Source organism: Limnobaculum xujianqingii (genome assembly GCF_013394855.1).
In the GTDB taxonomy this organism is placed as follows: domain Bacteria; phylum Pseudomonadota; class Gammaproteobacteria; order Enterobacterales; family Enterobacteriaceae; genus Limnobaculum; species Limnobaculum xujianqingii.
In genome coordinates, this window is the sequence record NZ_JABMLK010000002.1 from 421,954 (window position 1) to 447,990 (window position 26,037).

The window sequence follows — 26,037 nt, forward strand, 5'->3', positions numbered from 1 at the left end:
ACATCAGGTTGTTTTTTATTCAGACAAATAAGAATATAAACAACAGGTTTATTGTTTATAGTTAATGCTCAGCACTCCGATGCGCAGCTCCGCCACCAATAATAAACGGCGGTTTAGCAAACCAGACAAATACCAGTAACAGCAGGAAGATTCCACCAAACAGCCAGAAGATCTCATTGGCAGAAATGATTAGCCCCTGATTGGTTATCTGATTGTTGAGATAAGCGTTAATCTGTTCCGGCGACATACCCATTTTCCCCATAGATTCATAGGTCTGCAGTGATAGCGGATTATGCGGGTTAATGGCCTCAGTTAAACGGGTATGATGCAACGCCTCCCTTTGAGTCCAGGAAGTGGTAGTAATGGATGTACCTACCGAACCTGCCAGCGTACGTAAAAAGTTAGACAGACTGGACGCTGCTGCGATTTTTGATGGTTCCACATCGGAAAGCGTAATGGTCGTCAACGGCATAAAGAAGCAGGCAATGGCAAAGCCCTGTACAAACTGCGGCCAGGCCACGGCGGCAAAGTCCATTGCTGGTTCAAAGGTATAGGCACGCCAGTAGAAGCAACCGGCATACACAATAAAGCTAAAGGTAACCAGTCGACGTAAATCGATTTTAGGACCATATTTACCGATGATCGGCGCTAATAATAGCGGAATTAATCCAATTGGTGCAGCTGCCAGGCCTGCCCAGGTGGCGGTATAACCATATACCACTTGCAATAGCTGTGGCTGTAACACAATTGAACCGATATAAAGCATAAATGCCAGACTGATACACAGGCACCCTATGGTGAAGTTTCTCGATTTAAACAGCGATAAATCCACTATCGGGTGGTCGTCGGTTAGCTCCCAAATAATCAGGAAGGTGATCGCCACAACGGCTACCACTGATAACACGATGATTTCAGTTGAGTGGAACCAGTCCAGCTCTTTGCCCCGGTCAAGCAGCATCTGGAAGCAGCCAATCCCTACCACCAGCAATACCAGCCCAACAGTATCAATAGGTCGGATTTCCGTTGGTGTTTCCCGATCTTTTAAGATACCCCAGGTAATGATAACCACAGCGATACCGACCGGAACGTTAATATAGAAAATCCATCCCCAGTGGTAGTTATCGCTAATCCAGCCTCCCAGTATTGGCCCAAAAATAGGTGCTACCGTTACCGTCATTGACCAGAGAGCCAGCGCCATACTGCGCTTGAGCGGAGGATAGTTATTTAGCAGCAGGCTTTGCGACAGTGGCATAATCGGCCCGGCCACCAGCCCCTGAATAACCCGGGAAATAATAAGCATCTCCAGGCTGTGTGACATTCCGCATAGCCATGAAGCTACCACAAACAGCGTAATGGAAGCCATAAACAGGCGAACTTCACCGACGCGTTTAGCAAACCAACCGGTTAATGGAATGGAGATAGCGTTAGCTACACCAAAAGAGGTGATAACCCATGTACCCTGAGAAAGGGATGAGCCCAGATCGCCAGAAATAGTTGGAATAGCCACGTTGGCGATGGTTGAATCCAACACCTGCATAAATGTAGCCAGTGCCAGAGCCAGTGTGATCCAACCTAATTGAGCCCCTTCAAGGGGCTTTAGCGGTGCGTTATTCATGTTTGGCATCAGTTGCCAGCGTTGGCATGGATAATATCGGTAATCAATGTATTCACCGGCGTCAGGTCATAAGTGAGCGCATTAGTTTCATAGGCGACTCCCTGACGTGGTTTTTCAGCCAGTACCAATCCATTTTGATCGGCAGTATCTACAGTGACTTCCATTGACAGACCAATACGCAGCGGATGCTGTGCAACCTGTTGTGGGTCAAGCTCAATACGTACCGGCAGGCGCTGTACTACTTTAATCCAGTTTCCGGTCGCGTTTTGTGCCGGAAGTAAAGAGAAGGCGCTACCGGTTCCCATATCCAGTCCGGCGACAGTACCGGTATATTCCACATCATCACCATAGAAGTCACTGGTAATCTGGACCGGCTGGCCAATGCGCATATTAGCCAGTTGGGTCTCTTTAAAGTTAGCATCAACCCAAACTTGATCGGCTGGTACAATCACCATTAGCGGAGTACCCACAGCGATTTGTGAGCCAACCTGAGCGCTGCGGCGTGAAACGTAACCATTTATAGGGGAAACTACCTTAGTGCGCTGTAAGGTTAACCAGGCATCCCGCAGCTGAGATGAAGCATGCAGTACCGAAGGGTGCTGTTCGAGTGGAGTATTAAGCACCAGTGCGTTGTTGGCCTGATATTGCTGTAATGCCACTTCCAGTTCAGCACGAGCGCTGATGGCCGCGTCTCTGGCATGTTGCAGCTCTTCTTTACCAATGGCTGCCGCTTTACCCAGAGTTTCTCTGCGTACCAGATCTGCTGTAGCTTGATTCAGTGCGGTTTTCTTCAGCTCAATATTAGCCTGAAACTGGCGGTTATTAATAATGAGTTGATGAGTTTGACGTACGCTATTTGCCAGCGCGGTTTTTGCGCGCTCAAAGGCTTGCTGTGCGTCCGTTGGGTCCAGCGTAAGCAGAACATCTCCCTGTTTTACCCGATCGGTATTATCCACATGGATAGTGGTTACGTTTCCGGCTATCTGGGCCATAATCTGAATCTGATTACCGGCCACATAAGCATCGTCAGTTGTTTGATGATGACGTAACGCCACAAACCAGTAGATGGCATAACCCGCGCCAATAATGATAAACAGCACAGATGCTATTGCCATTGCCAGCTTACGAGTTTGCTTTTTGTTTCTTGGTTGCGGGGAGAGCGTTTCCGCGGACATTTGGTTCTACCTCAAATAAGTTTGCCCTGAATGGTATGAAGCCATTCAGTTACCCTGAAATTCAGCGCTATAGTTTATGGGTATTTTGTGCAATAAGGCAGTGATAAACTGCTGTAATTTAGCAGTATACGATGGGATCGCATATTTAGCTAAATTACAGCATTAACAATCAGGCGTGATCGATAGTTTCCAGGCGGGTAAGCAGTTTGCGATTTAATGATTCAAGTTGAGCGCGTTCTTCTTCAGAGAAAACGTCCCAAATTTTAATTAAATTAGCATGTTGCTGCGGGAACATACCGCTAAGAAAGTCCTGTCCGGCTTGAGTCAGAAACAGGTGCAGACAACGGCGGTCCTTGCCACTCTCTTTACGAACGATCCATCCTTTTTTCTCCAGATCGTCAGCAATGCGGGTAGCATTAGTTCTGGACGAGCCGAGAGCCAGACTTAATTCAGATGGTTGAATTGATTTGTCTTTTTGTGCATTTAATATGACCAACGCCATAAATAGCGTTTCATTTATCCCCTGAGCCTTGAAATTCTTATTACGATATTCAAGTAACTTTGAGTGGGTATGCATGCTAAGACGGGTTAACTGGATTTCCTGGCGCGGAAACTCTTCCTGTGTTGTTGCGTACAGGCTTAAAATACTTTCAGTAGGCGAAAATGAACTTTCCATGTGCTACATTCTCCTCGTTAGCGTTGCATAATAATAACGTTGATAATACCCATAAGTAAATATTTCAAATATTGTAACGTGGTGTTTATTAGTTTAATCGGATTAATTAAGCCCATTTATACAACGCTTTGACAATGTTTTTTTTATAATATTTTTTATCTGTTATTGTATAGATAGTGAATAAGGCAATAATCACGCGGTTTGTGGAGTAGGCAGTTAAAAGTATTGATGGGTTGCGCCTGACAGATTTGTGATCTGAACAGGCTTTTTTTAGATATATAAAACTTTTTGCTTACCAAAGCGTGGATGACCAGAAAACACGCCCAATAATATGAATGCGTTGTTCAAATTCGTCTCTGGTTAGCTGCTCATCGGGATAATCTGTGTTGTTAAAGCTTTTAATGATCATCCCACCGTCCGGACGAGGGATCAGTTGCTTTACTCTGATCAGATTACCATCCCGGATAGCGTACAGATCGCCATCAATAATAGTTGAATTGTTGGCAGTATCGATACCTACCACATCTCCGCTACGTAACATTGGCGCCATACTATTACCGATAACCCGAACAACTCGCGCATTGCGGGCATTAACTCCCATTCTACGCAAAGTATATCGGCGAAACGGCAGGGCATAGATTTCATGCTCATTATCCGCCATTGCACCATCGCCACAGGCTGCTTCCACATTCAACATTGAGACTTCGACGAATTCGTCTTTGTCGCGATTCATTGATTCCCATTCTTCAACCCGTAGGCTGCTGGCCTTGATTTCACTGTCGTAGATATCAACGGACTTAATGGGAACCGATTCATCACCAAATAACAACCATTGTGGGCTGACATCTAACGCTTCTGCCAGTCTGTCCAAATTACGTGGCGACCGGGTCTGCCCCGATTCAATTTTATTAATTGATTGTTGGCTGACCTGAATCTTTTCTGCCAGGGTTTTTTGACTTAAACCCAACTGTTCGCGCCGCTTTGCAACGCGTTCTGCTAACGTCTGCATAGTGATTCTCATAATAGATAAATGGTGGATATGACAACTAAATATAGTTCTACTATAACAACTAATATATGTTGATCAACCTTTAATTTTCGATTACTATAGCTTCACAACCAATTGTTGTTAATGTCCGGGGGGATAAATGCACAATATCAAGACAACTTTAGAGATGTGGGGCAACTGGGCTCGTTGTAATGTCGGCACTGAATATTCCAAAGTAAATGTCACTTTCCAGTCTGTTTTACCGGACAGCAGTTCGACATTTTTTCGCACTGATGATGAGCAGGGCATGGTGGTTGATTCTGCTGTTGCCGGACTTCGTCATTATGACCAGTTAGCTTATAAGTTAGTGATTGCACACTATGTTTACCGAATTAGTCAGTCGAAATTAGCGAAGCAACTGGGTAAGGCCCAGAGCTATATCTCTGGGATTTTAAGAGTAGCGGAAGCTTTTATTGCCGGACAAATTTTTGTTCAAACGGGAGAGGCGGTTTCTGTCTGATGTCATCTTTTTAAGTTTGATTTCTACGTTTATGTGCTGCCAAAAGGCGGCACTTTTCATTTTTAAGCTCCCCATAAATAAAGTTGTTAAAACAAATAAAAGGTGTTGATTTAATCTGATTATCAGGTATAGTAAGCAGTATAAAGTCACAAAGTTGTATCCAAAGAGTGCTTCCACAAATGCCCGCTATTGAATGCGGGCATTTTTGTTTTTATCACCTATGGAGCATTGTTTTGTGGCCTTATTTGATACGAATAAGCACAAATGGAAAACAAGCCCGAATGGCAAAAGGTGTCATAAATGCTGTCCGTCAACAGCCCTGGTACTTATTAACAAAAATTGTTAAACCACAGGATGCCGTACATTAACCATGTGTGACGTATCAATCTGTCAAATTTAGCCCCGCTTTGCGGGGCTTTTTTATTTCTCCCGTTTAGGAGTTGAAAGAATAAATGCCAATAAAAGAGCCTGAAAACTTCAGTTTATTTAGCTACTTACTCGTACTGATTATGACTTTGCTGGGTGCTATCGCCAGCTATGCCTATCGAATCCTTAATGGTGAAGAGTTTCGCTGGTCGATCCTTCTTCTGCAAGCCATCGTGGCTATCTTCGCCGGTGCGTTGGTATTGCTGGCTGCCAATTACTATCACTGGGCAGCTGAATTTGCCGGTGGTATTGCAGGATTATCCGGCTGGTCTGGTGCGGAGTTTATTAAAACCCTGGAGAAGCGCTTTCTGAAGCGGGTCCATGGAGGAAATCATGATAACTAGTCAGCATGGTGTGGACCACATTAAGTCTTTCGAATCCTGCCAGCTAAAAGCATATCTCTGCCCGGCAAACGTCTGGACTATCGGCTATGGCCATACCGCAGGTGTTAAATCCGGGGATCAGATTAGCCAGATGCAGGCGGAACGTTATCTGAAGGCCGATTTGGTTCGTGTAGAACAGGATATTCAAAAAATTGTTCGAGTTCCTTTAACTCAGGGACAGTTCGATGCGTTGGTTTCTTTCGCATTTAACTGTGGAACACGAGCGCTTAGCACTTCAACCCTGTTACGCAAGCTTAACCAGCGAGATTACACCGGCGCTGCTGAAGAGTTTTCCCGTTGGGTGTATGCCAATGGAAAACGATTGGGCGGGTTAGAGCGTCGACGCCGTCTGGAAAAACGGATGTTTGAGTCATGAGTTTTACCAGTAAATGGATTACTGCCGCATTAGCGGCTTTATGCATTGTGATGTTGCTGTTTTATTGCCGTTGGTTGAGTCACCAGCTCAATCAGCTAAGAAATGAGAAGCAACAGGCAGTGGTGGCGTTAGCAGAAGAACGGGCCTATTCAGCCAAAATCAGGACCCAGTACATGCAAATCCAGGAGGTGATGGATGGTGTTGCAGAGCAAAAACAACAGAGTGAAAAACGTACTGCAGCATTGCAACGGGCACTGGTACAAAGCCAACTGGAGAGTCCCTGCGTTGCTGTTCCCGTTCCTGATGCTGTTACTCAGCGGCTGCGTGAGCGAGCCGCCGAAGTCAACGCCACCGCTGCCGGTGCCAACAAGTCTGTTCAAGCTTTGTCTGGTACCGGAATACCAGGTTCAACATTACGGTGATTATCCTGGTTATATCGCCGAGCTTTTCGCCGTTATTGAGCAATGTAATAGACAAATTAATGGGATTCAGAGGATTTTGGGTACTCATTGAGAGGACATACTATTTTGATTATGTTTGGGATAACTATGTTGACTAATATTCCGGAATTTCAATCTACTGAAGATTTAACGACTGCCCAGTGGGATACCGAAACTAATACCCTTATTTTTCATTTAGCGCAACAGCAGGGCGAAAAAGGAGATAAAGGAGATAAAGGTGATAAGGGCGATACAGGAGCAACGGGGATTACGGGTGAACCGGGCCCAAAGGGAGATAGCGCTTATCAAACATGGCTAAATTCAGGTCATATTGGTTCTGAAGAGGATTTTGTGAACTGGGTTGCTGATATCCAGTTGCGTGAAGAGTTAGCTGCATATGATGGTGCTAAATTAGTTGGTTGTTGTCCATCAATTGAAGTCTTAAGAACTATTACGCCGACTCACCATGGACAAAAAATCGAAGTAGCAAATTATTATGCTGATAGCGTTGGTGGTGGTGGGTATTTTTATTATGATGCTGGCGATCAACATAGTTTAGATAATGGTGGAAATATTATTATCTCTAATGGTGCTCGCTGGAAATCGTTAAAAAATGCATTTGTTCCGGAAGATTTCGGTGCGCGAGGTTGCGATGCTGAGACCGATACATTAGCACTACAACGATTGTTTGACGCAAAGGTAAAAATAGCACCGGTAACCGGTCATTATCACCTGAAAAATTTAAATCGTCCTGTTGGTAATTTTAAATCATGGATGACCTATAACTATATTTTGAAGATTGATGGTTTTTCCGGTGAAGCTGATTTTAGCCAGGCTACATTTACGTTACCTGTAGGCGTTGCTCGTATTACTGCAATTGTTGTGCTTAATAGTACCGGAAGAATTCATTTCCCCATTATTCAGGGAAATATGCAGAATACGGTTATGCCATCAATTTATATTGATGATTGTGCTGTGCGTATTGGGGCAGGATGTAAATATCTGGAAATAGTCATTGATGGTATTGACCATTATCCTGGACATGGAATTATTGTCCGCCATTATGAGCAAGATGGTGTATCGAATCTGACAGAAGGCATTCCCAATAATATTACTATTATTGCTAAAGGTGTTCATCACTGCTGGCAATCGGGAATTGTTCCCATTCATGGGATTCAATTCGTATTATTGATTTTGATGTACAGAACTCAGGCTCCACTGAGAACATGAATTCTCAAGCCGCAACGGTTGGTCATAATATTCACACTGAACCAGTAGCTGACTCTGGGGGAATAAATAATTTATTGCGTAACGTATGGATTCTAAATGGCAACGGGCTAAAAGCTCGGATGCATGGATTGATGTGCCATACCGCAATAGATAATTTCGTTATTGAAGGGTGTAATTTCCAATATAACTTGATGGATGGTGCTCGTTTTGAAGCGTCAGCTCATAAAATCAGATCTTGCAATAATACATACAGCAATAATGGTTACCGTGGTGTGACATTTAATTGTGGTAGTTTAACCGCTGCTGGTTTTCCATTGCTTAAGCATGATGCCAAATTTGATGACACATTTGAGTTTAACGGAGATGATGGATTTGTTGATATGAGCGGCAGCCATGGGGTGATTATTTCAGGAACCTTTGGACGAAATGCTGGTAATGGTATCACCGTTCAGGAGAATGGAGAGCAGCAGATTGTAAATGCTATTATTTATGATAATGGGCGAAATGCAGTTACTCAAAAATATGGTATCGCTTGCGGAAAAACGAGTCTTTCAAATATCCAAACATATAATTCAGACCCTACGGTTTATAAGCAAATTCCATTTTTATTTCGTAAAAATTGTAAGGCAAGGAATATTACTACAGATTATTCAACAGTTGATTATGTTCTTAATGATTTGCATCAGACCTATCTTCCTGAAAACGACAGTAGTTTGCGCTTAGTTGGGGATTCAAGTCGTATTGTTGGTCGACGTTGTTATATTGATAATCGAGGCATTGGAACATGGTATATGTCTGATGTATATGATGCTATTCATATTGGTTTCACGTCGTCTGGAACTATGATGTTTCCTGGGGGCATCATCAAATAACCTAATGGTTACTTTTACGCTTACTATTACCTCTGGTGTTGGATACGTTAAAGTCAGATCGGGTACTGTTAATGATACCAATCAGTATGTAGTTCAATCAGGTAATATTTATCAATTAACTTATATTTCGCCGACCAATCTTCAGATAACCAAGCTTTAGATAAGTTTATTATCTGGTTATTGGCATGCTTCAGTGTGTCTTTTTTAGAGTGAATATAATTATAAAGGAGCATTAAATGGCTTTAACAACCGAACAAGAACAAGCATTGCTAGCATTATTAGATGAAAAGAAAATGACACTATCTGAATTACCAGCTGCAACGGATTTAAGTACAGAAGATCTGCTGCTTATTCGCCAGGGCATTATTGATAAATCGGTTAATAATAATGTATTAAAGAAATACTTTACTCCATCGGCATCTTCTTTCACTGAATCTGGAATTGTGAAATTAAGTAATGCGATTAACAGTGATGATGAAAATATTGCAGCGACTTCTAAAGCAGTTAAATCAGCTCATAATGCTGCTTTGCAAGCTAGCCAGGATGTTGTTACTAATGCATTAAGTAAAAGTGCGAATTTATCTGATGTTAGCGATCCTGTGGAAGTTCTGAAAAACCTTGGTTTATCAGAAAAGGCTGCAACACGAAAAATTGGAAATAGTGAAGCTCAAATTCCAGACATGTCGTTTTTCAAATCATCGAACTTAGAGTTTGGATGGCAAAAACTACCATCGGGAATAATCATACAATGGGGATGCTGTAAGAGTGCAGGCTCGGGTTCTATCGAAGCTGGTGCTCTAAACAGTTTTCCGATTGCTTTTCCTAATAAATGTCTGGCTGTGACAACTACCCATACTGGACACTCCCCAGTGGTAGTAGGGGCTACATCTGTTTATGTTGTCAGTAATGCTCTTTTTAGGTGCTATCGTTCTGGTTCAGGAACGAATGAGGTTTCTGTCTATTATATTGCTGTGGGCTATTAACAAAATAAATTACATGTATCTAGCTAAAAAACTGCATTTTATCTAATTGAGTTTAAGCATGAATATGACGATGTAATAGCTTAGCCTAATTCTACAGGCTTGCCTATATGGTTATATAAACTAATTAAGAGTGCAGAAAGCATCTAACTATCTAAGTTAATGAGATTATAAAGAATAGTGGTCTTTAAAATGGCTAATAAATAGCTTATTAAAGAAGAAAAATATAATTTGATGAATGGCTTAATTATATTGACGCTGTAAACGTATTTGATACATTTACAGCATTTGATATAAAATGGTCTATACAATCAAATATAAATTAACTGAGACTCGGTACTTGTATCATATTTTTTATTGAGTAATAAACGATACAAGTACCATTTATTATTAGGTTAAATAATTATTTAAAATCACTGAGCTCTTACTATATATGAAAACGCAACGCTACGAGGACGAGTTTCATTTGCTGTTCTGACGACACGGGACGCATCAAAAGACCAATTTGGTGCACCATACCCAGTTGATCCTGTGGATAAAGTTAATCCTACAGATTGTAAAGTATCCATTTGTCGGAATGCTCCAGATTGAACGCCATGCTCAAGCAATTGGGTTCTTCCAAATACTCCCTCTATATTTTGAATAGTATCAGTCTGAAAAGACATTAATGTGCGGCCAGGCCCATCATCCCATCCTCGAATAAATTCACCTCTTAAATCGGGTAAAATACCAGATGGGTAAATAAGTGCTAACTTAGGATACTTTTTTATATCAAACGTGGTGCCATTGCATTTCAGATAACCAAATGGCAATGTCGCTGACGGATATGGAATGGGGACACCAATAGGTAAAAAACACGATTCCATTAAACCAAGGTTTTAAAGAATATATCTTTTTTCCTCCTCTCATATTTGAGACTATCCTCTACAAAGATGATAAGGGGAAAAATGGGTGCTAATTGGATATGTCAGAGTGTCAACAAATGACCAACAGACCGATTTACAGCGAGAATCGCTTAATCGTGCAAATTGTGAGCTGATTTTTGAAGATAAAATTAGTGGAACTAAGTCTGAACGACCAGGATTAAAAAAGCTATTAAAAAGGGTTAAAACTGGTGATACGGTGGTTGTATGGAAGTTAGATCGGCTTGGACGAAGTGTTCGGCACTTGATAACTTTAGTTGCTGATTTAAAAACTCGTGGGGGACATTTTAAGAGTATTACCGATAATATTGATACCAGTAGTGCTGCCGGTCGGTTCTTTTTTCATGTAATGTCAGCTTTGGCTGAGATGGAACGAGAATTGATAGTTGAACGTACGCTGGCGGGATTGGCTGTTGCTCGGACTCAAGGAAGAATTGGGGAATGCCCAAGGAGATTATCTTCTGTACAGATAGAACAGTCACAGAGATTATTGGATAAAGGGCACTCTCGTAAGGAGCTGGCGTTAATTTATAATGTCAGCCTCGCAACTATTTATAAATATTTACCAGCATCGAATGCCAGACAATAATATTTTGTTCAGTGAAAATAGAACTATAATTTTTTCATAAAGATAGGAGATATAAATATCACGCCATATTATTTTACTATCTGTATATATTGTCTCTATTTTTTTAATTTTATTCAAACATGATGCCCATACCCCACATCACAACTCCCTTTCTTTTTACCTTTCTTTGGTGTTTTAAACAAAAATGCCAGTGGGATAAATATCAGGCACACAGCTGCCATCAGGTAGAAAATATCCAGGTAGCTAAGCAGGCGAGCTTGAGCGAAGGCGATCTCTTTTATGTTTTCCAGCGATACGCTTAAATCAACACTTTCAGTAACCCGATCGCTAATGCGGCTGTAATGCATATTGGTTCGGCTGTGGAGCATGTTTGCCATTAATGTCAGGCCAACGCTGCCGCCGATATTACGCATCAGAGCAGCAAAAGCGGCGGCTTCGTTACTTTTGTTAGCCGGGAGTCCTTCATAGGCCAGCAGGCTTACCGGAATTAACATCACCGGGAACCAGATCACCTGCAACAGTCGGGCCCACACGAAGGTGGCGAAATCAACGCTTAGTGTCATTTGCGACATATGCCAGGTTGAAATCGCGGTACCCAACAGGCCAACAACCACTAAACATTGCGGATAAGCTATTTTATTAGTAATCGCACCGACGATTGCCATAGGCACAATCACCAGAAGACCGCCGATGCCCAACATCACGCCGGCAATAGCTGCCGTGTAGTTAAACAGTTCCTGTGTCATTTGTGGCAGGACCTGAGTGGTGCTATAGCTGAGAAAGCCGATTAAGAAGATGATCAGGCTGCTGATGGTAAAGTTGCGATGACGCAGCAATCGGATATCCATAATCGGCTGAGGATGGAACCATTCCCATATCACCAAAAAACTGAGAGAAACCGCAGCGGTAACAGCCATGGTGCAAATGAAGCTGGAAGAGAATCCATCGTTGATTTCATATCGGTCAAGAAACAGCTGTAAGGTACCAAATCCGATAATCACCAGTGAAATACCGACGTAATCGATATTACTTTTTTGCAGTTTGCGTTGTTTACGCTCTTCTTTCAGAAGTGGTGGTTCTACGATGAAATAATAGCTGAGTATCAGAGAGACGATACCAATCGGCACATTGATTAAGAAGATCCAATGCCAGGACATATTTTCTGTTAACCAGCCGCCCACAAAAGGTCCGATAGCTGGAGCAACCAGAATGGTAATGCCATACAGTGCAAAAGCATGCGGGCGTTTCTCTATTGGAAATGAGTCGGTGATCATCGATTGTTCAACCGGCGCCAGTCCGCCGCCACTCAAGCCTTGCAGTACTCGGGCAATAATTAAGAACTCAATACTGGTGGCGATACTGCAGAGCAGAGAGCCAATAGTAAATCCGGCAATGCTCAACATATAGTAACGCTTTCGACCAATAGTATTGGACAACCAACCGCTCATCGGTAGCACTAATGCGTTAGCGACAATATAGCTGGTTAATACCCACAGCGATTCGCTGTAGGAAACGCTAAGCGAGGCTGAAATATGATAAAGCGAAACGTTGGCAATGGTGGAGTCCAGCAGCTCCATAAATGTGGCAATAGAGGCGATAATAGCCATTAGCCACGGGCTGCGGTTTCCGGCAGCGGAGCGGGGGAGGTGCGCCGTGCTGCTATTATTTGATGTGGACATTAGGCACTACCGACATACCGGGAGACAAAGGATGCTCGGCGTCATTAATTCTTGGGTCAGTAAACAGGATTTTTACCGGTACACGTTGAACTACTTTAATATAGTTACCGGTGGCATTTTCTGCCGGTAGCATGCTGAATACCGGGCCTGTTCCCCGCTGAATGCTGTCTATTCTGGCGCTGTACTTATATTGAGGATAGGCATCAATTGAGACTTCCACTTCTTGCCCCGGGCGCATATTGGCGAGCTGGGTTTCTTTAAAGTTTGCGGTTATCCAGACGTTATTTGAAACCACTGATAGCAGAGTTCTGCCCGGATCGATATAGCTTCCCAGTTCCACGCTGCGTTTGGTGACATGTCCACTTTGTGGCGCAATAATTTTAGTATAGGAAAGCTGTAATCTTGCATTTTCAATTTCGACTTCCAGCTGTTTTAGCTGGGCGTTGTTTTCTTCCAGCGCGGCTTTACCTTTATTGAGTAGCGCCTGGTTATAAATTACGGACTGACGTGCGGCATCTAACCGACCCGCGCTGGCTTTAAATGCCGCATGCTGCATACTGAGCTGGCTTTGACTCCAGGTTTGCTGAGATTTTTGATAGCGGTCATAGTCATCTTTATCTCGCTGATACTCAGCCTCTGCAGATTTCACGTTAGCCTGAGTCTGTTTTAAGTTAGCTTCCAGCGCTTCAATTTGATTATGTAGCTGTGGCGTCTGTGCTAATGCGACGTTCTGGGCTGCAATAGCTTTATTTAGCAGATTTTGATAGTCGCGGGCATCAAGTTCAATTAACACACTACCAGCTTCTACATACTGATTATCTTCCACCAGAATACGATCTACCCGGCCAGGTACGGCGGCAGATACTTTTGCAATATTGGTATCAATAAAAGCGTCATCGGTACTTTCATAATCTTTCAGAAAAAACCAGTAATAACCAAAGGAAGACAGCCCGATGATAAACAACAATAATATATAAAGTGTGAATACTTTCTTCTTATTATTCTTGTTTATTTTCGTATTGGTTGTTGTTGACGATATTGTGTTGTTGTCGGGCGACATGCTGATTTTGTTCCCTTTGTTAAAACGAAATTCCTTTGCTAATTACCTGACGAATAAATAAGGTGTTTCTTATTTTTTATTATCCAAAAGGTACTTAAAAATAATTGATATTAAGTATTTCTCATTCGGCGCTATTAATAATATTTAACGTGATGGATGTCAATAAGTATGGCTATAAATTCTATTTTAATTATATAGTTAGCTAGATATTACTAAGTAATACCTTGGTTTTTATAAGTAATTGTATAGTTTTTTATGGTAACTTATTTGGTAGCTAACCAGTGGGATTTGAAAGGGGTTTATTTGATTTTTGAATAATAAATTAAATGATTATTTTTTAGCTATGAAATGGAATTGCCATTAATGATAGAAAATAATCATTAATGGCAAACCAGTTGTTTCAAGATATTAAACTTTAGGTAAATCAAATACCAAAATTTCACTATCGCTATGAACGGTAATATTCATGGTTGATTCATCCCACAAAGCGATACCGTCACTCTCTGAGGCTTGAACACCATTGATCTCTACTTCACCTTTGACTACTTGTACCCAGATACGGCGTCCTTCTTTGATACTGAATTCAGCTTTTTCTTTGGCATCCAGCGTCCAGCGCCATAGCTCCATATCCTGATAGACTTTTAAAGAGCCATCACGGGCATCAGGAGACAGAACCAGTTGACGTGCATGCTTGTCAGCAAAGGTCTTTTGCTCATAACGTGGCGTAATGTCCTTGCGATCGGGAATAATCCAGATTTGATAGAAGTGCAGTGGCTCGCTATCACTCGGGTTGTATTCTGAGTGGCGAACGCCGGTACCGGCACTCATAATCTGAAAATCACCCGCAGGAACACGCTCTTTGTTTCCCATACTGTCCTGATGTTCAATGGTACCTTCCAGAACATAAGAGAGTATTTCCATATCTTTATGTGGATGGGTTGGGAAACCCTGACCCGCTTCTACTCTGTCTTCGTTGATGACTCGTAGTGCAGAGAATCCCATAAAGTTAGGATCGTAGTAGTCAGCGAAAGAGAAACTATGCCAGCTATCAAGCCAGCCGTGATTGGCATGGCCGCGTACATCAGCTTTACGTAAATAAATCATGTGAAACCTCCTTAACGTTTTAAACAGTTTAGTCGATAGCACAAAGATAAAAAGCGGAAAAAAGTCACTCAGATATTCAAAAAAATTGAACGATTAAAATGGGTTTTACTGCCGGTGGTATAAAGCATCCGGCGAGACAACAATCGCCGGATGCCGTTTCGAATAGCAAAATTACTGAGCGATACTGTCCAGCAGGTTAACGCCAGATATTTTCGACATCTCTTTACGATAAGCATCGACTTTAGGCGGGTATTTCACACCCTTCACAATGGAGATTCCCCGGATTGATGGAAACAGGTGAATATCATCTACCGACAGCTCACCGTTACAGGCTCCCGGTGATTGAATCAGTTTTTCCAGTTGGGCAAGGTTCTGCTCTAACTGTTTAACCAGTTCCGGCGTTTGTGTCAGTGCTTCAGCAAAGTTACCAATCATGGCTTCTTTTTTATGGCTGAAATACTGGCGGGCGGATGGTGTTCTGAATTCACAGAAGTCAGCCTGAGCATAGCGAGGGATCAGTAGCTTGTTGAGATAAGGAGAAACCTGCTTTAACCAGTCGGCAATGGCCGGGTTGGTTTTACCGGTTAAGGCCGGTGTGCCAAATGTTTCATCCACATAGTGCACGATATCCATACTTTCTGGCATGTAACTGCCATCGTCTTTTTCAAGAATCGGTGCCATTTTTTGGCCAATCATGCGGATGGGGGTTTCTTCATCATCGTTCAATAAAGTTACCAGCTCAAAAGGGATCTTTTTGATGCCAAATATCATGCGTGCTTTCACGCAGAAAGGGCAATGGTCATAGACATAGAGTTTCATAATATATCCTTAGCCAGCAGAATCAGGGGATAGTATAGGTTTAACCCAGAATGAAAATGGATGCCATTATTATCTTACCTGTCTGGTTAATCGAAAAGAGAAAATCGGTAAGCAGAATAGAAGACCGGCGGCAGATTTGCCGCCAGCAGTCAGGACATCGGGCTACATAATTCCAGCAGAATTCCGGACGGTGCCCTGACATAAGAGACGGTTTGCCCCCAAGGCATCACCGTTGGTGCTTTTAGCTCGGTAGAACCATAAACAATGGCGGCATTGTGAGTGGTTTGAACATCTGTTGTCACCAGTGCAATTTCAATACCCAATGGTTTTTCTGAGCTACCGGCCTGTATATAACCGTCAGGGAAATGGCCATGGCCCAATTCATGAGAGGCAAATGCCAGAATGGTCTCACCGGTATCCAGCTCGCCATAAGCCCCGGTATCGTGTAAAAAACGGGTTTTCATATTGAAGGCTTCATTGAAGAAGTGAAGCGTTTTCTCAACATCGTCGACATAGACAATGGTGTATCCGAATTTAACCATAATACAATCCTGTCTGTTTATGCGGTCAGTAATAAAATTATGGCAAAAGAATAACGAAAATCTATTCAGGAAGGGCAAGAATATTGGAATTGTGAAGCAGGCTGGTGAACAAAGAGCCTGACGTAGTGATTCAGGCTCTTGGATATAACAGCATTAACGGAGATGTGACGGCCGACCACCGCGATGGTGGTATGAACCTGGTCGATTAGCCGGACGATAATTACCTTTATATGCCGGGCGATAGTTATTCAGGTTATAGCGATATTGAAAGCTGATACCGGGATTGTACCGATGGTTATAGCGGTGATTATAATAACTTTTGTAGTTATAGTGGGATGGAGCACGATATTGCTTCTGCCGGTTGTAATTATAATGCTTTGGATAACTTTTATAACCGCGATAGTCTCGATGATCCCTCGGCCCTGCAGATGCGCAGAACGATACCGCTAATAATAAAATAAACAGTGTCTTCTTAAGCATGTTGATATTCCTGAGCGAGTGAACATGCATCAATCATTACATTTAGAGGAAATTGTTCAATAGAGCTAAATCAGTTTTACGAAACTTTTACGCTTATAATACGTAAAACTGGGTTATATCGCAGGAAATGCTAAGCCCACGCTATCAGACGGGAAAGAAAATAGAAGTGCTGGTGGTGAAGTCGTACTTTTAGGAAATAAATAAAACGCTTTGTTGATATGTCCGGAATGGCAGGCTTACCCTGAATTAATCAGAGTAAGCCTGTTTCAGACGTGACAGACTAAATATTAAGCCGTTTGGCCTGCCATTTTCTTGATTTCCAACGCCAGGTATTAGCCAGGCCGCGCAGCCACTCATCGCACATAAAGCCGATCCAGATCCCCACCAGACCCATTTCCATGGTAATACCAAGGAAATAACCCACCGGAATTGATACACACCACATAAAGAAGATAGCGGTATATAGAGGGAAGGTGGCATCGCCGGATGCCCGCAGGGCGTTTACCATCACGATATTGAAGGTTCTGCCCGGCTCCAGGAATACTGAAAGTAAAAACAGCGGCAGCAGCAGCTTATTAATCCCATCATCTTTCGACAGGAAGTGCAGAATATGCACATCTGCCAGCCAGAAGCCAATCACCACCAGAATGGTAACGCCAACCCCCAGCTTCAGGCTGCGAAATGTCTGACGATAGGCATCCTCGAAGCGTTTAGCTCCCACCAGATGACCAACAAAAATTTCATTACCAATACTGACGGAAATACCAAACAGCATGACAAATAACGCTATCTGGAAATAAAGGGTTTGTGCCGCCAGAGAGGTTTCACCCATCAGGCCGATAAAGGCATTAGCGGTCATATATTGCAGAATCCACACCATATTCTCACCGGCAGCCGGTAGTCCAATGCGCAGAATTTTCCCCAGTTGATCTTTAGACCAGTGGAAAAATAGTTTTATTTCAAAGCGAATGCGTAAGCCGTAATTCAATAAGCAGGCCAGCAAAATAATACAGATAACGCGACCAAATACCGTTGACCAGGCTACGCCCACCAGACCGGCATCGAAAACATACAGCGCCAGAATATTACCGATAATAGTAATAATATTTACAATCAGCGTTACGTACATGGCGGCTTTAGACTTGCCATAAACCCGCAGACAGGCAGCCAGAATCAACGAAACCGCTTCAGGGATCAGACAAATACCCAGAATATGCAAATAGTTGAAGCCATCTGTCATCAGATGTTCCGGCATATTCATAATATTTAGCGCTTTGTAACCAAAGAAGAAGATGGCACCCGCACAGAACAGACCCAGTACAAAGTTAAACGCAATAGAAATATGAATGGCTTTCTTTGCCATATCCGTATGGCGAGCACCCAGATACTGAGCAATAACAACGCTACACCCAACGCTGATAAAGCTGAATATGGTAATACACATATCGAAAACCAGGTTACCGGGCCCCATCGCAGCAAGATAGGCGGTAGACACCTGGCTGACCATATAGGTATTAATCAGCAGCGTCGAAAAGTGTAAAAACAGATCGATGAAGATCGGCCAGCTCAGAGAAAATAATGAGCGCTCTGTAACATCATGGTGATGCATTAAAAAATCCTAATACTTTTTTATCAGATAAACGTTAAAACGGAAGTTCAACTCAGGTGAGAAGGGGAAACAACGCGGCGTATTGTAACATTGTTCAACCAATAGTCTCTAACAGAGTGATAATTTTTTAAACTAAAAATGCTGGTCTGAAATGGCGCATATTTACTCCCTGAATAGGGGTATTATTTCGGACTGTCAAAGCATAGCTTTTCTGGCGAAGAGGGCGGCCAGATAAAATTAATTTTGATTAAATAAAACCAGAGTATTAATTCTGCTTTGGAATATTTGATAACATTGGTTAAAGTCTAAAGCGGTTTTTCTTTTGTTAATCATTTAGGTTAGTGGAAGAAGGAGCACGGCAAGATTAAAACAATAACTGAGACAGGGATAACCATGACTAAAAAAATTAGAGCGGCCGTTGTCGGCTATGGAAATATTGGTAAATATGCGATTGAAGCCCTGAACGCGGCAGATGATTTTGAAATTGCTGGTGTAGTACGTCGTAGCGCGGGTGAGCCATTAGCAGAGCTGGCGGCTTATCAGGTGGTGGACGACATTGATAAATTAGACAATGTTGATGTGGCCATTCTTTGTTCACCAACCCGGGCAATTAAGCAAATAGCTCAAAAAATTCTGGCGAAAGGTATAAATACCGTAGACAGCTTTGATGTTCACTCCCAGATTGTTGATTTAAAAAATACGCTGGACCCTATCGCCAAAGCTAACAATGCGGTATCCGTTGTAGCAGCAGGTTGGGATCCGGGTTCTGATTCCATCGTGCGTACTCTGATGCTGGCGATGGCACCAAAAGGAATCACCTATACCAACTTTGGACCGGGTATGAGCATGGGCCACTCGGTGGCTGCCAGAGCTATTTCTGGTGTTAAAGAAGCACTATCCGTAACGGTACCAATGGGAACCGGGGTACATCGCCGTCTGGTTTATATTGAGCTGGAGCAGGGCGCTGACTTTGCCACGGTAGAAAAAACGCTGAAGGCCGATGACTATTTTGCTTCGGACGAGACTCACGTTAAGCAGGTTGATTGCGTTGATAACCTGAAAGATATGGGACACGGCGTGCATTTAACCCACAAAGGCGTATCGGGCGAAACTCAAAATCAACTGTTTGAATATTCAATGCGTATCAACAACCCGGCATTAACCTCACAGTTTTTAGTTTCTGCTGCCCGGGCTACCACTAAATTAGGCAGTGGCGCTTATACGGTAATCGAAGTCGCTCCGATTCATTTCCTGCAAGGGGAAACGGATAAGCTGATTGAGCGTCTGGTGTAATACAGCTTAACGTTTAGCTATTAATAACAAAACCCGCGTTAACCAATTGGTGTGCGGGTTTTTGTTTTTATGGTGATGAATAATAGTGAAGTAAGATTAACGTGGAACGCGGATACCACCCTCAACCCCTTTAGGGCTGAACAGAATTTGCCACAGTTGAATATCCCGGGCACGAAAAGCACCGGCACAGGCATTCAGATAGTAAGTAAACATGCGTTTAAAGCGTTCATCATACTGCCCGGAAAGCTCGCTCCATCCCTGAATGAATCTTTTATACCAGGCCATTAGTGTATGGTCGTAGTCAGCGCCAAAGTTATGCAGGTCTTCCATCACAAAATGTTTTTCGCTGTTCTGTGCAATATTGGTGACAGAAGGCAGGCAGCCGTTAGGAAAAATATATTTATGGATCCATGGATCGACATTCACCTTGGTCTGTTTAGAACCAATAGTATGCAATAAAAACAGTCCGTTCGGTTTCAGGTTACGCGCAACCACATCAAAATAGGTGTGATAATTTTTCGGCCCGACATGCTCAAACATACCTACTGAAACAATTCGATCATACTGATTATGTAAGTCGCGGTAATCTTCCAGCAGAATAGCGACATCCAACCCGCTACAGCGCTGTTGTGCCAGCTTTTGCTGTTCGGCAGAGATGGTTACCCCTTCCACTGAAACACCATAATTTTTCGCTGCATAGGCGGATAACCCACCCCAACCACAGCCAATATCCAGCAGGGTCATTCCCGGCTTTAGCTGAAGCTTTTCACAAATCATTTTGAGTTTTGCCTGCTGAGCCTGTTCCAGCGTATTCGCTTCTTTCCAGTAACCGCAGGAGTATTGCATATAGGGATCGAGGATCTGGTTAAACAGATCGTTACCTAAATCGTAGTGCTTTTTGCCAACCATCCAGGCGCGATGTTTTGACTGCAGATTAATCAGGCGGGCGGTGGCGATACGCAGAAAATCTTTAATATGATGAGGGACTTTCTTATCCAGCCCGCAACGCAGGATACGATGAAATAGCATATCGGGGCGCTGGCAGTCCCACCATCCGTCCATATAACTTTCCCCCAGCCCGAGGGAGCCTTGCTGTACTACGCGTTTGAAGAACTGGGGATGGTGAACTTGAATATCAAACGGACGTGAACCGTTAATTTCAATATCAGCCTGTTGTAGTAACTCACTGATAATTCGATACCACGGATTATCCTGAGTGCTGACATCTTCAATACATGATGAGCTCATAGTTTCTCCATAACTTTATCTGGTCACTGCCTTAAGGCACACCCGATATAACGGATACGGCGAGTAAATACCTGAGGGCAGGTAAGCCACCAACGATGAAAACCTATTTTTGGTTTAGAAACAGAGAGAAAATCCGGAGGCAAGCAGCAAACCGGTGAACCAGTCCATGATAGAAACAGGGGCGATAATCCATCGCCTGCAAGGCGTTTGTAAGATAAACGTTTTAATAATGTTATGTATGGTGGTTTTTCGAGTATAGAGCGGCTAAAAGCAAGACTCAAGACGTGATTTGCATCACCTTTGATGTTTTTTTAATCATGCAGGGTAACGCAATGATTTAGGGGAAATAATCAGCTGGTGAATAAAGCGCGGCAGAGTTGACGCTCTGCCGGCCAGATCAATCAGGAAAAAAGGGTTACTCTCCATATCGGTCAAAACTTTCAGCCCCTTCACCGCACAAGAATACCTGTACCCAGTCCACCAACAGTAACTGGTGTTGTTTTACGAAATCGTCCATTAATGGTGCTATGGCGGCAGATTCCGTGTGTGTTCCCGGTCTCAGGCACAGCGTGGTGATATAACCGGCATTATCCGTCTGACCCCAGAAGATCCAACCCGATGCAGTTTGCCGGGCGAAACCGTTAACTACCGTAGCCGCCGCGTTGCTGAATGCGATGCCATCATAGGTTTTTTCCAGACTGAAGAAGTTCTCCAGTTCTGAAAGGGAAAGTGATTTTTCAGGTAGCGGTATATCAACCCGACGGCGAACATGAAGTTGCTTAAAACCGTGACCATCATGTTGGGTTTGGTAGATGTTAAGGGTATCTTCCAGCTCCTGACGGATTTCATTTTCCAGTCGGGCTGAAAGAAACTCAAACTGGCGCCAGTCGTCTTCATACACCACCAAAACGTTTTCCAGTGAGGTTGCTGCTTCCACTCCCGGTAAGTCTGAACTGATGGTGGGCAAACTGTAGAGGATTTTCGCAGGATCAATCTGTGTCACTTGGTATTTTGCCAGCGTAATCACCAGTGAGCCGGTTTTACGAAATTCGGCTTTGCGTGGTGGTTCCGCGCTCACCACCGTCCATTCATCCCCGGCGATACTCAGAGTTGTATTGATTTCAAAGGTATCAGGCAGTTGATCAATCGGCACCTCGGAAGCGGCAAAAGCGTTTTCCTGACCGCTTTCAATAAACTGAACCCGAATGATTTCTTTATCTTTCTTTTTACCAAAGCCGAACATTGCTCAATTCCTTTTTCGGGAAGCAAAATACAAGGCTTTAACGTTATCTAAATCAAATTAAAAATCAAATATCAGGCATTGTTTTTTAACCAAAACTCGATCGTATCGACAATATTGTGTTTTTCTTTATCGCGATGTTTTATGTTACCTGTCAGGTTTTAATCCATTTACTGACGGTAACAGGAAAGTGTCATTTCCCGTGGTAATGGGAACGGCTATAGTGAGCTATCTCTATTTATTAAGGACAATATGATGGAAAGAATAAGGCAGTTTATTTACTCGTTATTTTTTGCTTTGACGTTGGGTTGTAGCTTTTCGGCATATGCTGGTATGCCGGGACCATACTGGCTGGTGTTTCTGGATATCTCGGAAGAACCCTATCAGGATGGTCAAAAGTTGCTGATTGATTTGAGGAAAATGGCGTCATTACCTGATGGAAAAAGGGAATATTGTTTTATGTGTGGCGGTGAAGATGCAGATCGTGATGTAGATGTGCTCTATCTCTACTCCACGCCGGTAGGGTTGTCTGTTGAGGAACTGCGCAAAGCGGTGAAAGGGGATGATGCAGCCAAACGGAAAATGCAAAGCGTCCTGAATAAATTTGAAGACAGTAAGGGGGCATGGGGTTGATGGTTTACTGATTTACGACCATCAGCCGGGAAAAGTGACTATCTATACCATGGATAAAAAAGTGGGTTCAAAGCTGACCACGGAAAGCAAAGAAGTGAAGTCTAAGCTGCTGCATTCCAGTCTGGATAAGTTGCTGGAGGATGCTGCTGGTAAATTGGATCGACCGGTGTAAGGTTATAGAAGAAATTTTCTTCCGGCGATAAAAAACCGGTGGTAACACGATAATTAGTACAGACAAATTTGTTTAATTTCAGTGGATATTCCGGCCGTAAATGATAAGCACTCATCTAACCTGAATGCTCGGCCGGAAGGGCCATGTACACAGCTTCAGTGTGCGTTGGGCCTAGCCGGGTTAGGGGCGGTTATGAAACACCTTACGGTGTTTCACCCTGCGGGCCAGCGCGAGCGCTGTTCAAACAGGCGAAGCCTGTTTGTCGTTGGCTTACGCCAAGTCGACCCCAACACCCGTCTCTCCCAACGATAGACTTCGTGATTTTACTAGCAATATGCTTCAGTATTGATTGCTTATCTTCTCTTCTGGCCCACCAACAATATGAACTTTAGCCATTTCTCAACTAGGCTTAATGCAGTACTTCTGATTTATTGCCCCTGAAATTTGTTGTTATCACCTCTGAAGGGGCAGCACACAGCTTCCGGGAGAGTGGGATGAACAGAACAGGAAAAGTCCTGAGCTGGACGGGTGGAATCATTGTTGTTGTTATAGCTTCAATCCTGATCTTTTTAGCGACCTTTGACCTGAATCGCCTGAAACCAACGATTAATGAGAAAGTGACTGCGGAGCTGCACCGGCCGTTTGCCATTCGCGGTGATTTAGGGGTTAACTGGCAGCGACAACCTGATGAAACAGGCTGGCGGCGCTGGGTTCCCTGGCCAATGTTGCATGCTGAAGATATTGTTTTAGGTAATCCTCCGCAGATCCCCGGCGACAATATGGTGACCTTACAGCGAGTTGAAGCGTTAATATCACCGTTATCATTACTGCATAAAGAACTGTATATCCAGCGTATCTGGCTGAAGCAACCCTATGCATCCATTCAGCGTTTAGCCAATGGTGATAATAACTGGACTTTCGCAGCCAATAAGACCGATCCTTCCGCACCGCCTTCAAGCTGGTCAGTGAATATTAATGATATTGTGTTTGATAGCGGCAAGGTGGATTTTAAAGATGCCACTCTGAAAGCGGATGTGCAGGCAGTTATCGATCCCTTGGGTAAACCGTTACCCTTTAATGAAGTCACCGGAAGTGATAATAAACCGCAGACAAATAGCGTGCCGGAGTATGTATTTGGTTGGAAGGTAGAAGGCAAATACAACGGGGAACCGCTGAACGGCAGCGGTAAAGTCGGTGGTATGTTGTCTCTGAGAAGCGCAGAGCGCCCATTCCCGGTGCAGGCGGATGTTCGTTCAGGCACAACCCGTATTGCACTGGCGGGAACGCTGACGGACCCCATGAACCTCGGTGCGTTAGATTTGCAGCTCAAACTGTCAGGTCGTAGTTTAGGCAATCTGTATGGCATAACCGGCGTATTGCTGCCAAATACTCCATCCTATTCAACCAATGGTCGTCTGATTGCTCATGTGCATGGGGAAGGTGGTGCTACTTTTGATTATCAGGATTTCAACGGCAAGATTGGCAGCAGCGATATTCACGGTAACCTGAAGTATACTGCCAGCAAACCGCGACCGGTGCTGAAAGGGGAGTTAGTCTCTAAACAGTTACTTTTCGCTGATTTGGCACCGTTAATCGGGGCAGACTCTAACAAGCAGAAAAAGCAGCGGGGTGAGAAAAGCCTTCAGCCAGCAGATAAAGTATTGCCGGTTGAACCGTTCGAAACCAAAAGCTGGGATGTGATGGATGCGGACGTAAAGTTCACAGCGAAGTACATTGAGCATGGAAAATCACTGCCGGTAAATAATCTGTATACCCATCTGATACTAAATAACGGTGAGATCCTGATGGATCCTCTGCGCTTTGGCGTAGCGGGAGGCAGTTTAAATTCCACCATCCGGTTGGATGGAAGTAAAAATCCCATGCAGGGAAAGGTTGATATGCATGCCCGACGCTTTCAGCTGAAGCAGCTATTGCCTGATGTGGAGATGATGAAGAACAGTCGTGGACAAATCAACGGTGATGCCAGTTTAACCGGGCGGGGTAATTCAGTTGCCGCGCTGTTAGGCAGCAGCAGCGGTGATTTATGCGTGCTAATGAATGAAGGCATGATCAGTCGGGGTCTGATGGAGATTCTTGGTCTCAATGTCGGCAACTATCTGGTTTCGCAAATCTTTGGTGATGATGAAGTAAAAATTAACTGCGTGGCGGCGGACGTGAATATTCGTGACGGGCTCGCATCCCCACGTTTGCTGGTGTTTGATACTGAAAACGCCATTATCAACGTCACCGGCCAAACCAATTTTGCTACCGAACGGCTGGATTTATCTATCGATCCGCAAAGTAAAGGTATGCGCTTACTCACATTGCGCTCTCCACTGTATGTGAAAGGCACGTTTAAGAATCCACAACCGGGCGTAGAAGCCGCGCCGCTAATTGCCCGGGGTGCTGCGGCAGTGGCTTTGGGTGTGGTTGTTGCTCCGGCAGCCGCCTTACTGGCGCTGGTGTCACCAAGTGAAGGGGAAGAGAATCAGTGTGGGCAGGTATTAAAACAAATGAAGGATAAGCCAAAGGGCAAATCAGTAGTGGTAAAGAAAGGCGCTAAAGCTAAGTAAAACTATTTGGAATGCAGATAAGCGATGGTTAGCGACTTTTATCTGCATATTGCATAGTTTTTCGAGATACTTCGCATTGTTGGTATGAATTTGAAAAGGTCGATTGCTGGTGGTTTTGGGGTTGGTATAGTGGCGGGGCATCCTGAGTTGGGATGCCGGGATTTGCAGCCCGAACAACTTTCTGGGTTATTTCTCACTACTTTCTGGAGTTAGCCCATGAACGAACTTACCCAACAAGATTCTTTAACCCCTGAAGATATTACCGTTCAGTGTTTAGCCGTGATTAATGCCACGTTAAATACTGAAAACCTCGCCACTCGTGAAGCATTGATGTTTGTGCTGCAGGAAAGATTGAGGGAGTTGTATAAGGTGTTGGGGGAGTAACGATAAGT

The 26,037-nt window shown here is 43.6% G+C and carries 27 protein-coding genes; 14 read left to right on the top strand and 13 right to left on the bottom strand.

The window, feature by feature from the left end; all coding sequences use genetic code 11:
- Positions 1–61: 61 nt before the first annotated feature.
- The 4 genes from emrB to GOL65_RS15715 all read right to left on the bottom strand — a co-directional run bounded on the left by emrB (position 62) and on the right by GOL65_RS15715 (position 4,475).
- A complete protein-coding gene (emrB, locus tag GOL65_RS15700; protein ID WP_140919670.1) occupies positions 62–1,615 on the bottom strand; it encodes a multidrug efflux MFS transporter permease subunit EmrB in 1,554 nt (517 codons plus the stop codon).
- An 8-nt stretch (positions 1,616–1,623) separates the two neighbouring features.
- Positions 1,624–2,790: a multidrug efflux MFS transporter periplasmic adaptor subunit EmrA gene (gene emrA / locus GOL65_RS15705; RefSeq protein ID WP_140919604.1), complete on the bottom strand. Its 1,167-nt coding sequence runs from the start codon at positions 2,788–2,790 to the stop codon at positions 1,624–1,626.
- Positions 2,791–2,959: 169 nt separating this feature from the next.
- Positions 2,960–3,466 carry a transcriptional repressor MprA gene (gene mprA / locus GOL65_RS15710; RefSeq protein ID WP_140919605.1) on the bottom strand — a complete coding sequence of 169 codons (507 nt, stop codon included), beginning with the start codon at positions 3,464–3,466 and terminating at the stop codon, positions 2,960–2,962.
- 292 nt (positions 3,467–3,758) lie between these two features.
- The gene (locus GOL65_RS15715; RefSeq protein ID WP_140919606.1) at positions 3,759–4,475 is read right to left on the bottom strand and encodes an XRE family transcriptional regulator; all 717 of its coding nucleotides are present in this window, start codon (positions 4,473–4,475) and stop codon (positions 3,759–3,761) included.
- Between the two features lie 139 nt (positions 4,476–4,614).
- Here GOL65_RS15715 and GOL65_RS15720 point away from each other — a divergent pair, with 139 nt between their 5' ends.
- The 8 genes from GOL65_RS15720 to GOL65_RS15750 all read left to right on the top strand — a co-directional run bounded on the left by GOL65_RS15720 (position 4,615) and on the right by GOL65_RS15750 (position 9,684).
- On the top strand, positions 4,615–4,974 hold the full coding sequence (locus tag GOL65_RS15720; protein WP_140919607.1) for an antiterminator Q family protein: 360 nt from the start codon (positions 4,615–4,617) through the stop codon (positions 4,972–4,974).
- A 452-nt stretch (positions 4,975–5,426) separates the two neighbouring features.
- Entirely contained in the window at positions 5,427–5,744 is a 318-nt protein-coding gene (locus tag GOL65_RS15725) for a phage holin family protein (protein WP_168189653.1), read from the top strand.
- Entirely contained in the window at positions 5,734–6,159 is a 426-nt protein-coding gene (locus tag GOL65_RS15730; protein WP_140919608.1) for a lysozyme, read from the top strand. Before GOL65_RS15725 ends, GOL65_RS15730 begins: the two co-directional genes overlap by 11 nt.
- Positions 6,156–6,581 (top strand): hypothetical protein, encoded by a 426-nt coding sequence (locus GOL65_RS15735; protein WP_140919609.1) that lies wholly within the window; start codon positions 6,156–6,158, stop codon positions 6,579–6,581. Before GOL65_RS15730 ends, GOL65_RS15735 begins: the two co-directional genes overlap by 4 nt.
- Positions 6,520–6,672, top strand: coding sequence for a hypothetical protein (locus GOL65_RS22645; protein WP_456152042.1), 153 nt, complete (start codon positions 6,520–6,522; stop codon positions 6,670–6,672). Before GOL65_RS15735 ends, GOL65_RS22645 begins: the two co-directional genes overlap by 62 nt.
- 35 nt (positions 6,673–6,707) lie before the next feature.
- Positions 6,708–7,829 (top strand): hypothetical protein, encoded by a 1,122-nt coding sequence (locus GOL65_RS15740; protein ID WP_179038450.1) that lies wholly within the window; start codon positions 6,708–6,710, stop codon positions 7,827–7,829.
- Entirely contained in the window at positions 7,826–8,701 is an 876-nt protein-coding gene (locus tag GOL65_RS15745) for a right-handed parallel beta-helix repeat-containing protein (RefSeq protein WP_140919611.1), read from the top strand. Before GOL65_RS15740 ends, GOL65_RS15745 begins: the two co-directional genes overlap by 4 nt.
- A 236-nt stretch (positions 8,702–8,937) precedes the next feature.
- Positions 8,938–9,684 (top strand): phage tail protein, encoded by a 747-nt coding sequence (locus GOL65_RS15750; RefSeq protein WP_140919612.1) that lies wholly within the window; start codon positions 8,938–8,940, stop codon positions 9,682–9,684.
- A 410-nt stretch (positions 9,685–10,094) separates the two neighbouring features.
- On the opposite strand, the gene GOL65_RS15755 is transcribed toward GOL65_RS15750, so the two are convergent.
- Entirely contained in the window at positions 10,095–10,547 is a 453-nt protein-coding gene (locus GOL65_RS15755) for a phage tail protein (RefSeq protein ID WP_140919613.1), read from the bottom strand.
- An 85-nt stretch (positions 10,548–10,632) separates the two neighbouring features.
- On the opposite strand from GOL65_RS15755, the gene GOL65_RS15760 reads away from it, so the two are divergent.
- Positions 10,633–11,193: a recombinase family protein gene (locus GOL65_RS15760; protein WP_140919614.1), complete on the top strand. Its 561-nt coding sequence runs from the start codon at positions 10,633–10,635 to the stop codon at positions 11,191–11,193.
- A 113-nt stretch (positions 11,194–11,306) separates the two neighbouring features.
- Here GOL65_RS15760 and GOL65_RS15765 read toward each other — a convergent pair whose 3' ends face one another.
- The 6 genes from GOL65_RS15765 to GOL65_RS15790 all read right to left on the bottom strand — a co-directional run bounded on the left by GOL65_RS15765 (position 11,307) and on the right by GOL65_RS15790 (position 18,486).
- Positions 11,307–12,872 carry a DHA2 family efflux MFS transporter permease subunit gene (locus GOL65_RS15765; RefSeq protein WP_140919615.1) on the bottom strand — a complete coding sequence of 522 codons (1,566 nt, stop codon included), beginning with the start codon at positions 12,870–12,872 and terminating at the stop codon, positions 11,307–11,309.
- A complete protein-coding gene (locus GOL65_RS15770; RefSeq protein ID WP_140919616.1) occupies positions 12,856–13,932 on the bottom strand; it encodes an HlyD family secretion protein in 1,077 nt (358 codons plus the stop codon). The genes GOL65_RS15765 and GOL65_RS15770 overlap by 17 nt, the downstream gene beginning before the upstream one ends.
- A gap of 408 nt (positions 13,933–14,340) precedes the next feature.
- Positions 14,341–15,036, bottom strand: a complete 696-nt coding sequence (locus GOL65_RS15775; protein WP_140919617.1) for a pirin family protein — start codon at positions 15,034–15,036, stop codon at positions 14,341–14,343.
- Positions 15,037–15,207: 171 nt separating this feature from the next.
- Complete coding sequence (gene grxB / locus GOL65_RS15780) at positions 15,208–15,855, bottom strand: glutaredoxin 2 (RefSeq protein WP_140919618.1); 648 nt, start codon at positions 15,853–15,855, stop codon at positions 15,208–15,210.
- A gap of 149 nt (positions 15,856–16,004) precedes the next feature.
- Positions 16,005–16,397, bottom strand: a complete 393-nt coding sequence (locus GOL65_RS15785) for a VOC family protein (protein ID WP_140919619.1) — start codon at positions 16,395–16,397, stop codon at positions 16,005–16,007.
- Between the two features lie 760 nt (positions 16,398–17,157).
- Positions 17,158–18,486: an MATE family efflux transporter gene (locus GOL65_RS15790; RefSeq protein ID WP_140919620.1), complete on the bottom strand. Its 1,329-nt coding sequence runs from the start codon at positions 18,484–18,486 to the stop codon at positions 17,158–17,160.
- A gap of 393 nt (positions 18,487–18,879) precedes the next feature.
- Between GOL65_RS15790 and GOL65_RS15795 the strand changes: the two genes are divergently transcribed.
- Positions 18,880–19,779, top strand: coding sequence for a diaminopimelate dehydrogenase (locus tag GOL65_RS15795; RefSeq protein ID WP_140919621.1), 900 nt, complete (start codon positions 18,880–18,882; stop codon positions 19,777–19,779).
- Between the two features lie 96 nt (positions 19,780–19,875).
- Here the strand turns inward: GOL65_RS15795 and cfa are convergent, their stop codons facing one another.
- Together cfa and GOL65_RS15805 are read right to left on the bottom strand one after the other, a co-directional pair.
- Positions 19,876–21,027 (bottom strand): cyclopropane fatty acyl phospholipid synthase, encoded by a 1,152-nt coding sequence (gene cfa / locus GOL65_RS15800; RefSeq protein WP_140919622.1) that lies wholly within the window; start codon positions 21,025–21,027, stop codon positions 19,876–19,878.
- A gap of 415 nt (positions 21,028–21,442) precedes the next feature.
- Entirely contained in the window at positions 21,443–22,270 is an 828-nt protein-coding gene (locus tag GOL65_RS15805; RefSeq protein ID WP_140919623.1) for a hypothetical protein, read from the bottom strand.
- Positions 22,271–22,522: 252 nt separating this feature from the next.
- Here GOL65_RS15805 and GOL65_RS15810 point away from each other — a divergent pair, with 252 nt between their 5' ends.
- From GOL65_RS15810 to GOL65_RS15820, 4 genes are all read left to right on the top strand, one after another.
- Complete coding sequence (locus GOL65_RS15810; RefSeq protein ID WP_228723130.1) at positions 22,523–22,900, top strand: hypothetical protein; 378 nt, start codon at positions 22,523–22,525, stop codon at positions 22,898–22,900.
- Positions 22,872–23,072, top strand: a complete 201-nt coding sequence (locus tag GOL65_RS22285; protein ID WP_228723131.1) for a hypothetical protein — start codon at positions 22,872–22,874, stop codon at positions 23,070–23,072. The genes GOL65_RS15810 and GOL65_RS22285 overlap by 29 nt, the downstream gene beginning before the upstream one ends.
- A gap of 494 nt (positions 23,073–23,566) precedes the next feature.
- Entirely contained in the window at positions 23,567–25,645 is a 2,079-nt protein-coding gene (locus GOL65_RS15815; RefSeq protein ID WP_140919624.1) for an AsmA family protein, read from the top strand.
- Positions 25,646–25,861: 216 nt separating this feature from the next.
- Positions 25,862–26,029 (top strand): hypothetical protein, encoded by a 168-nt coding sequence (locus GOL65_RS15820; RefSeq protein ID WP_179038451.1) that lies wholly within the window; start codon positions 25,862–25,864, stop codon positions 26,027–26,029.
- Positions 26,030–26,037: the final 8 nt, after the last annotated feature.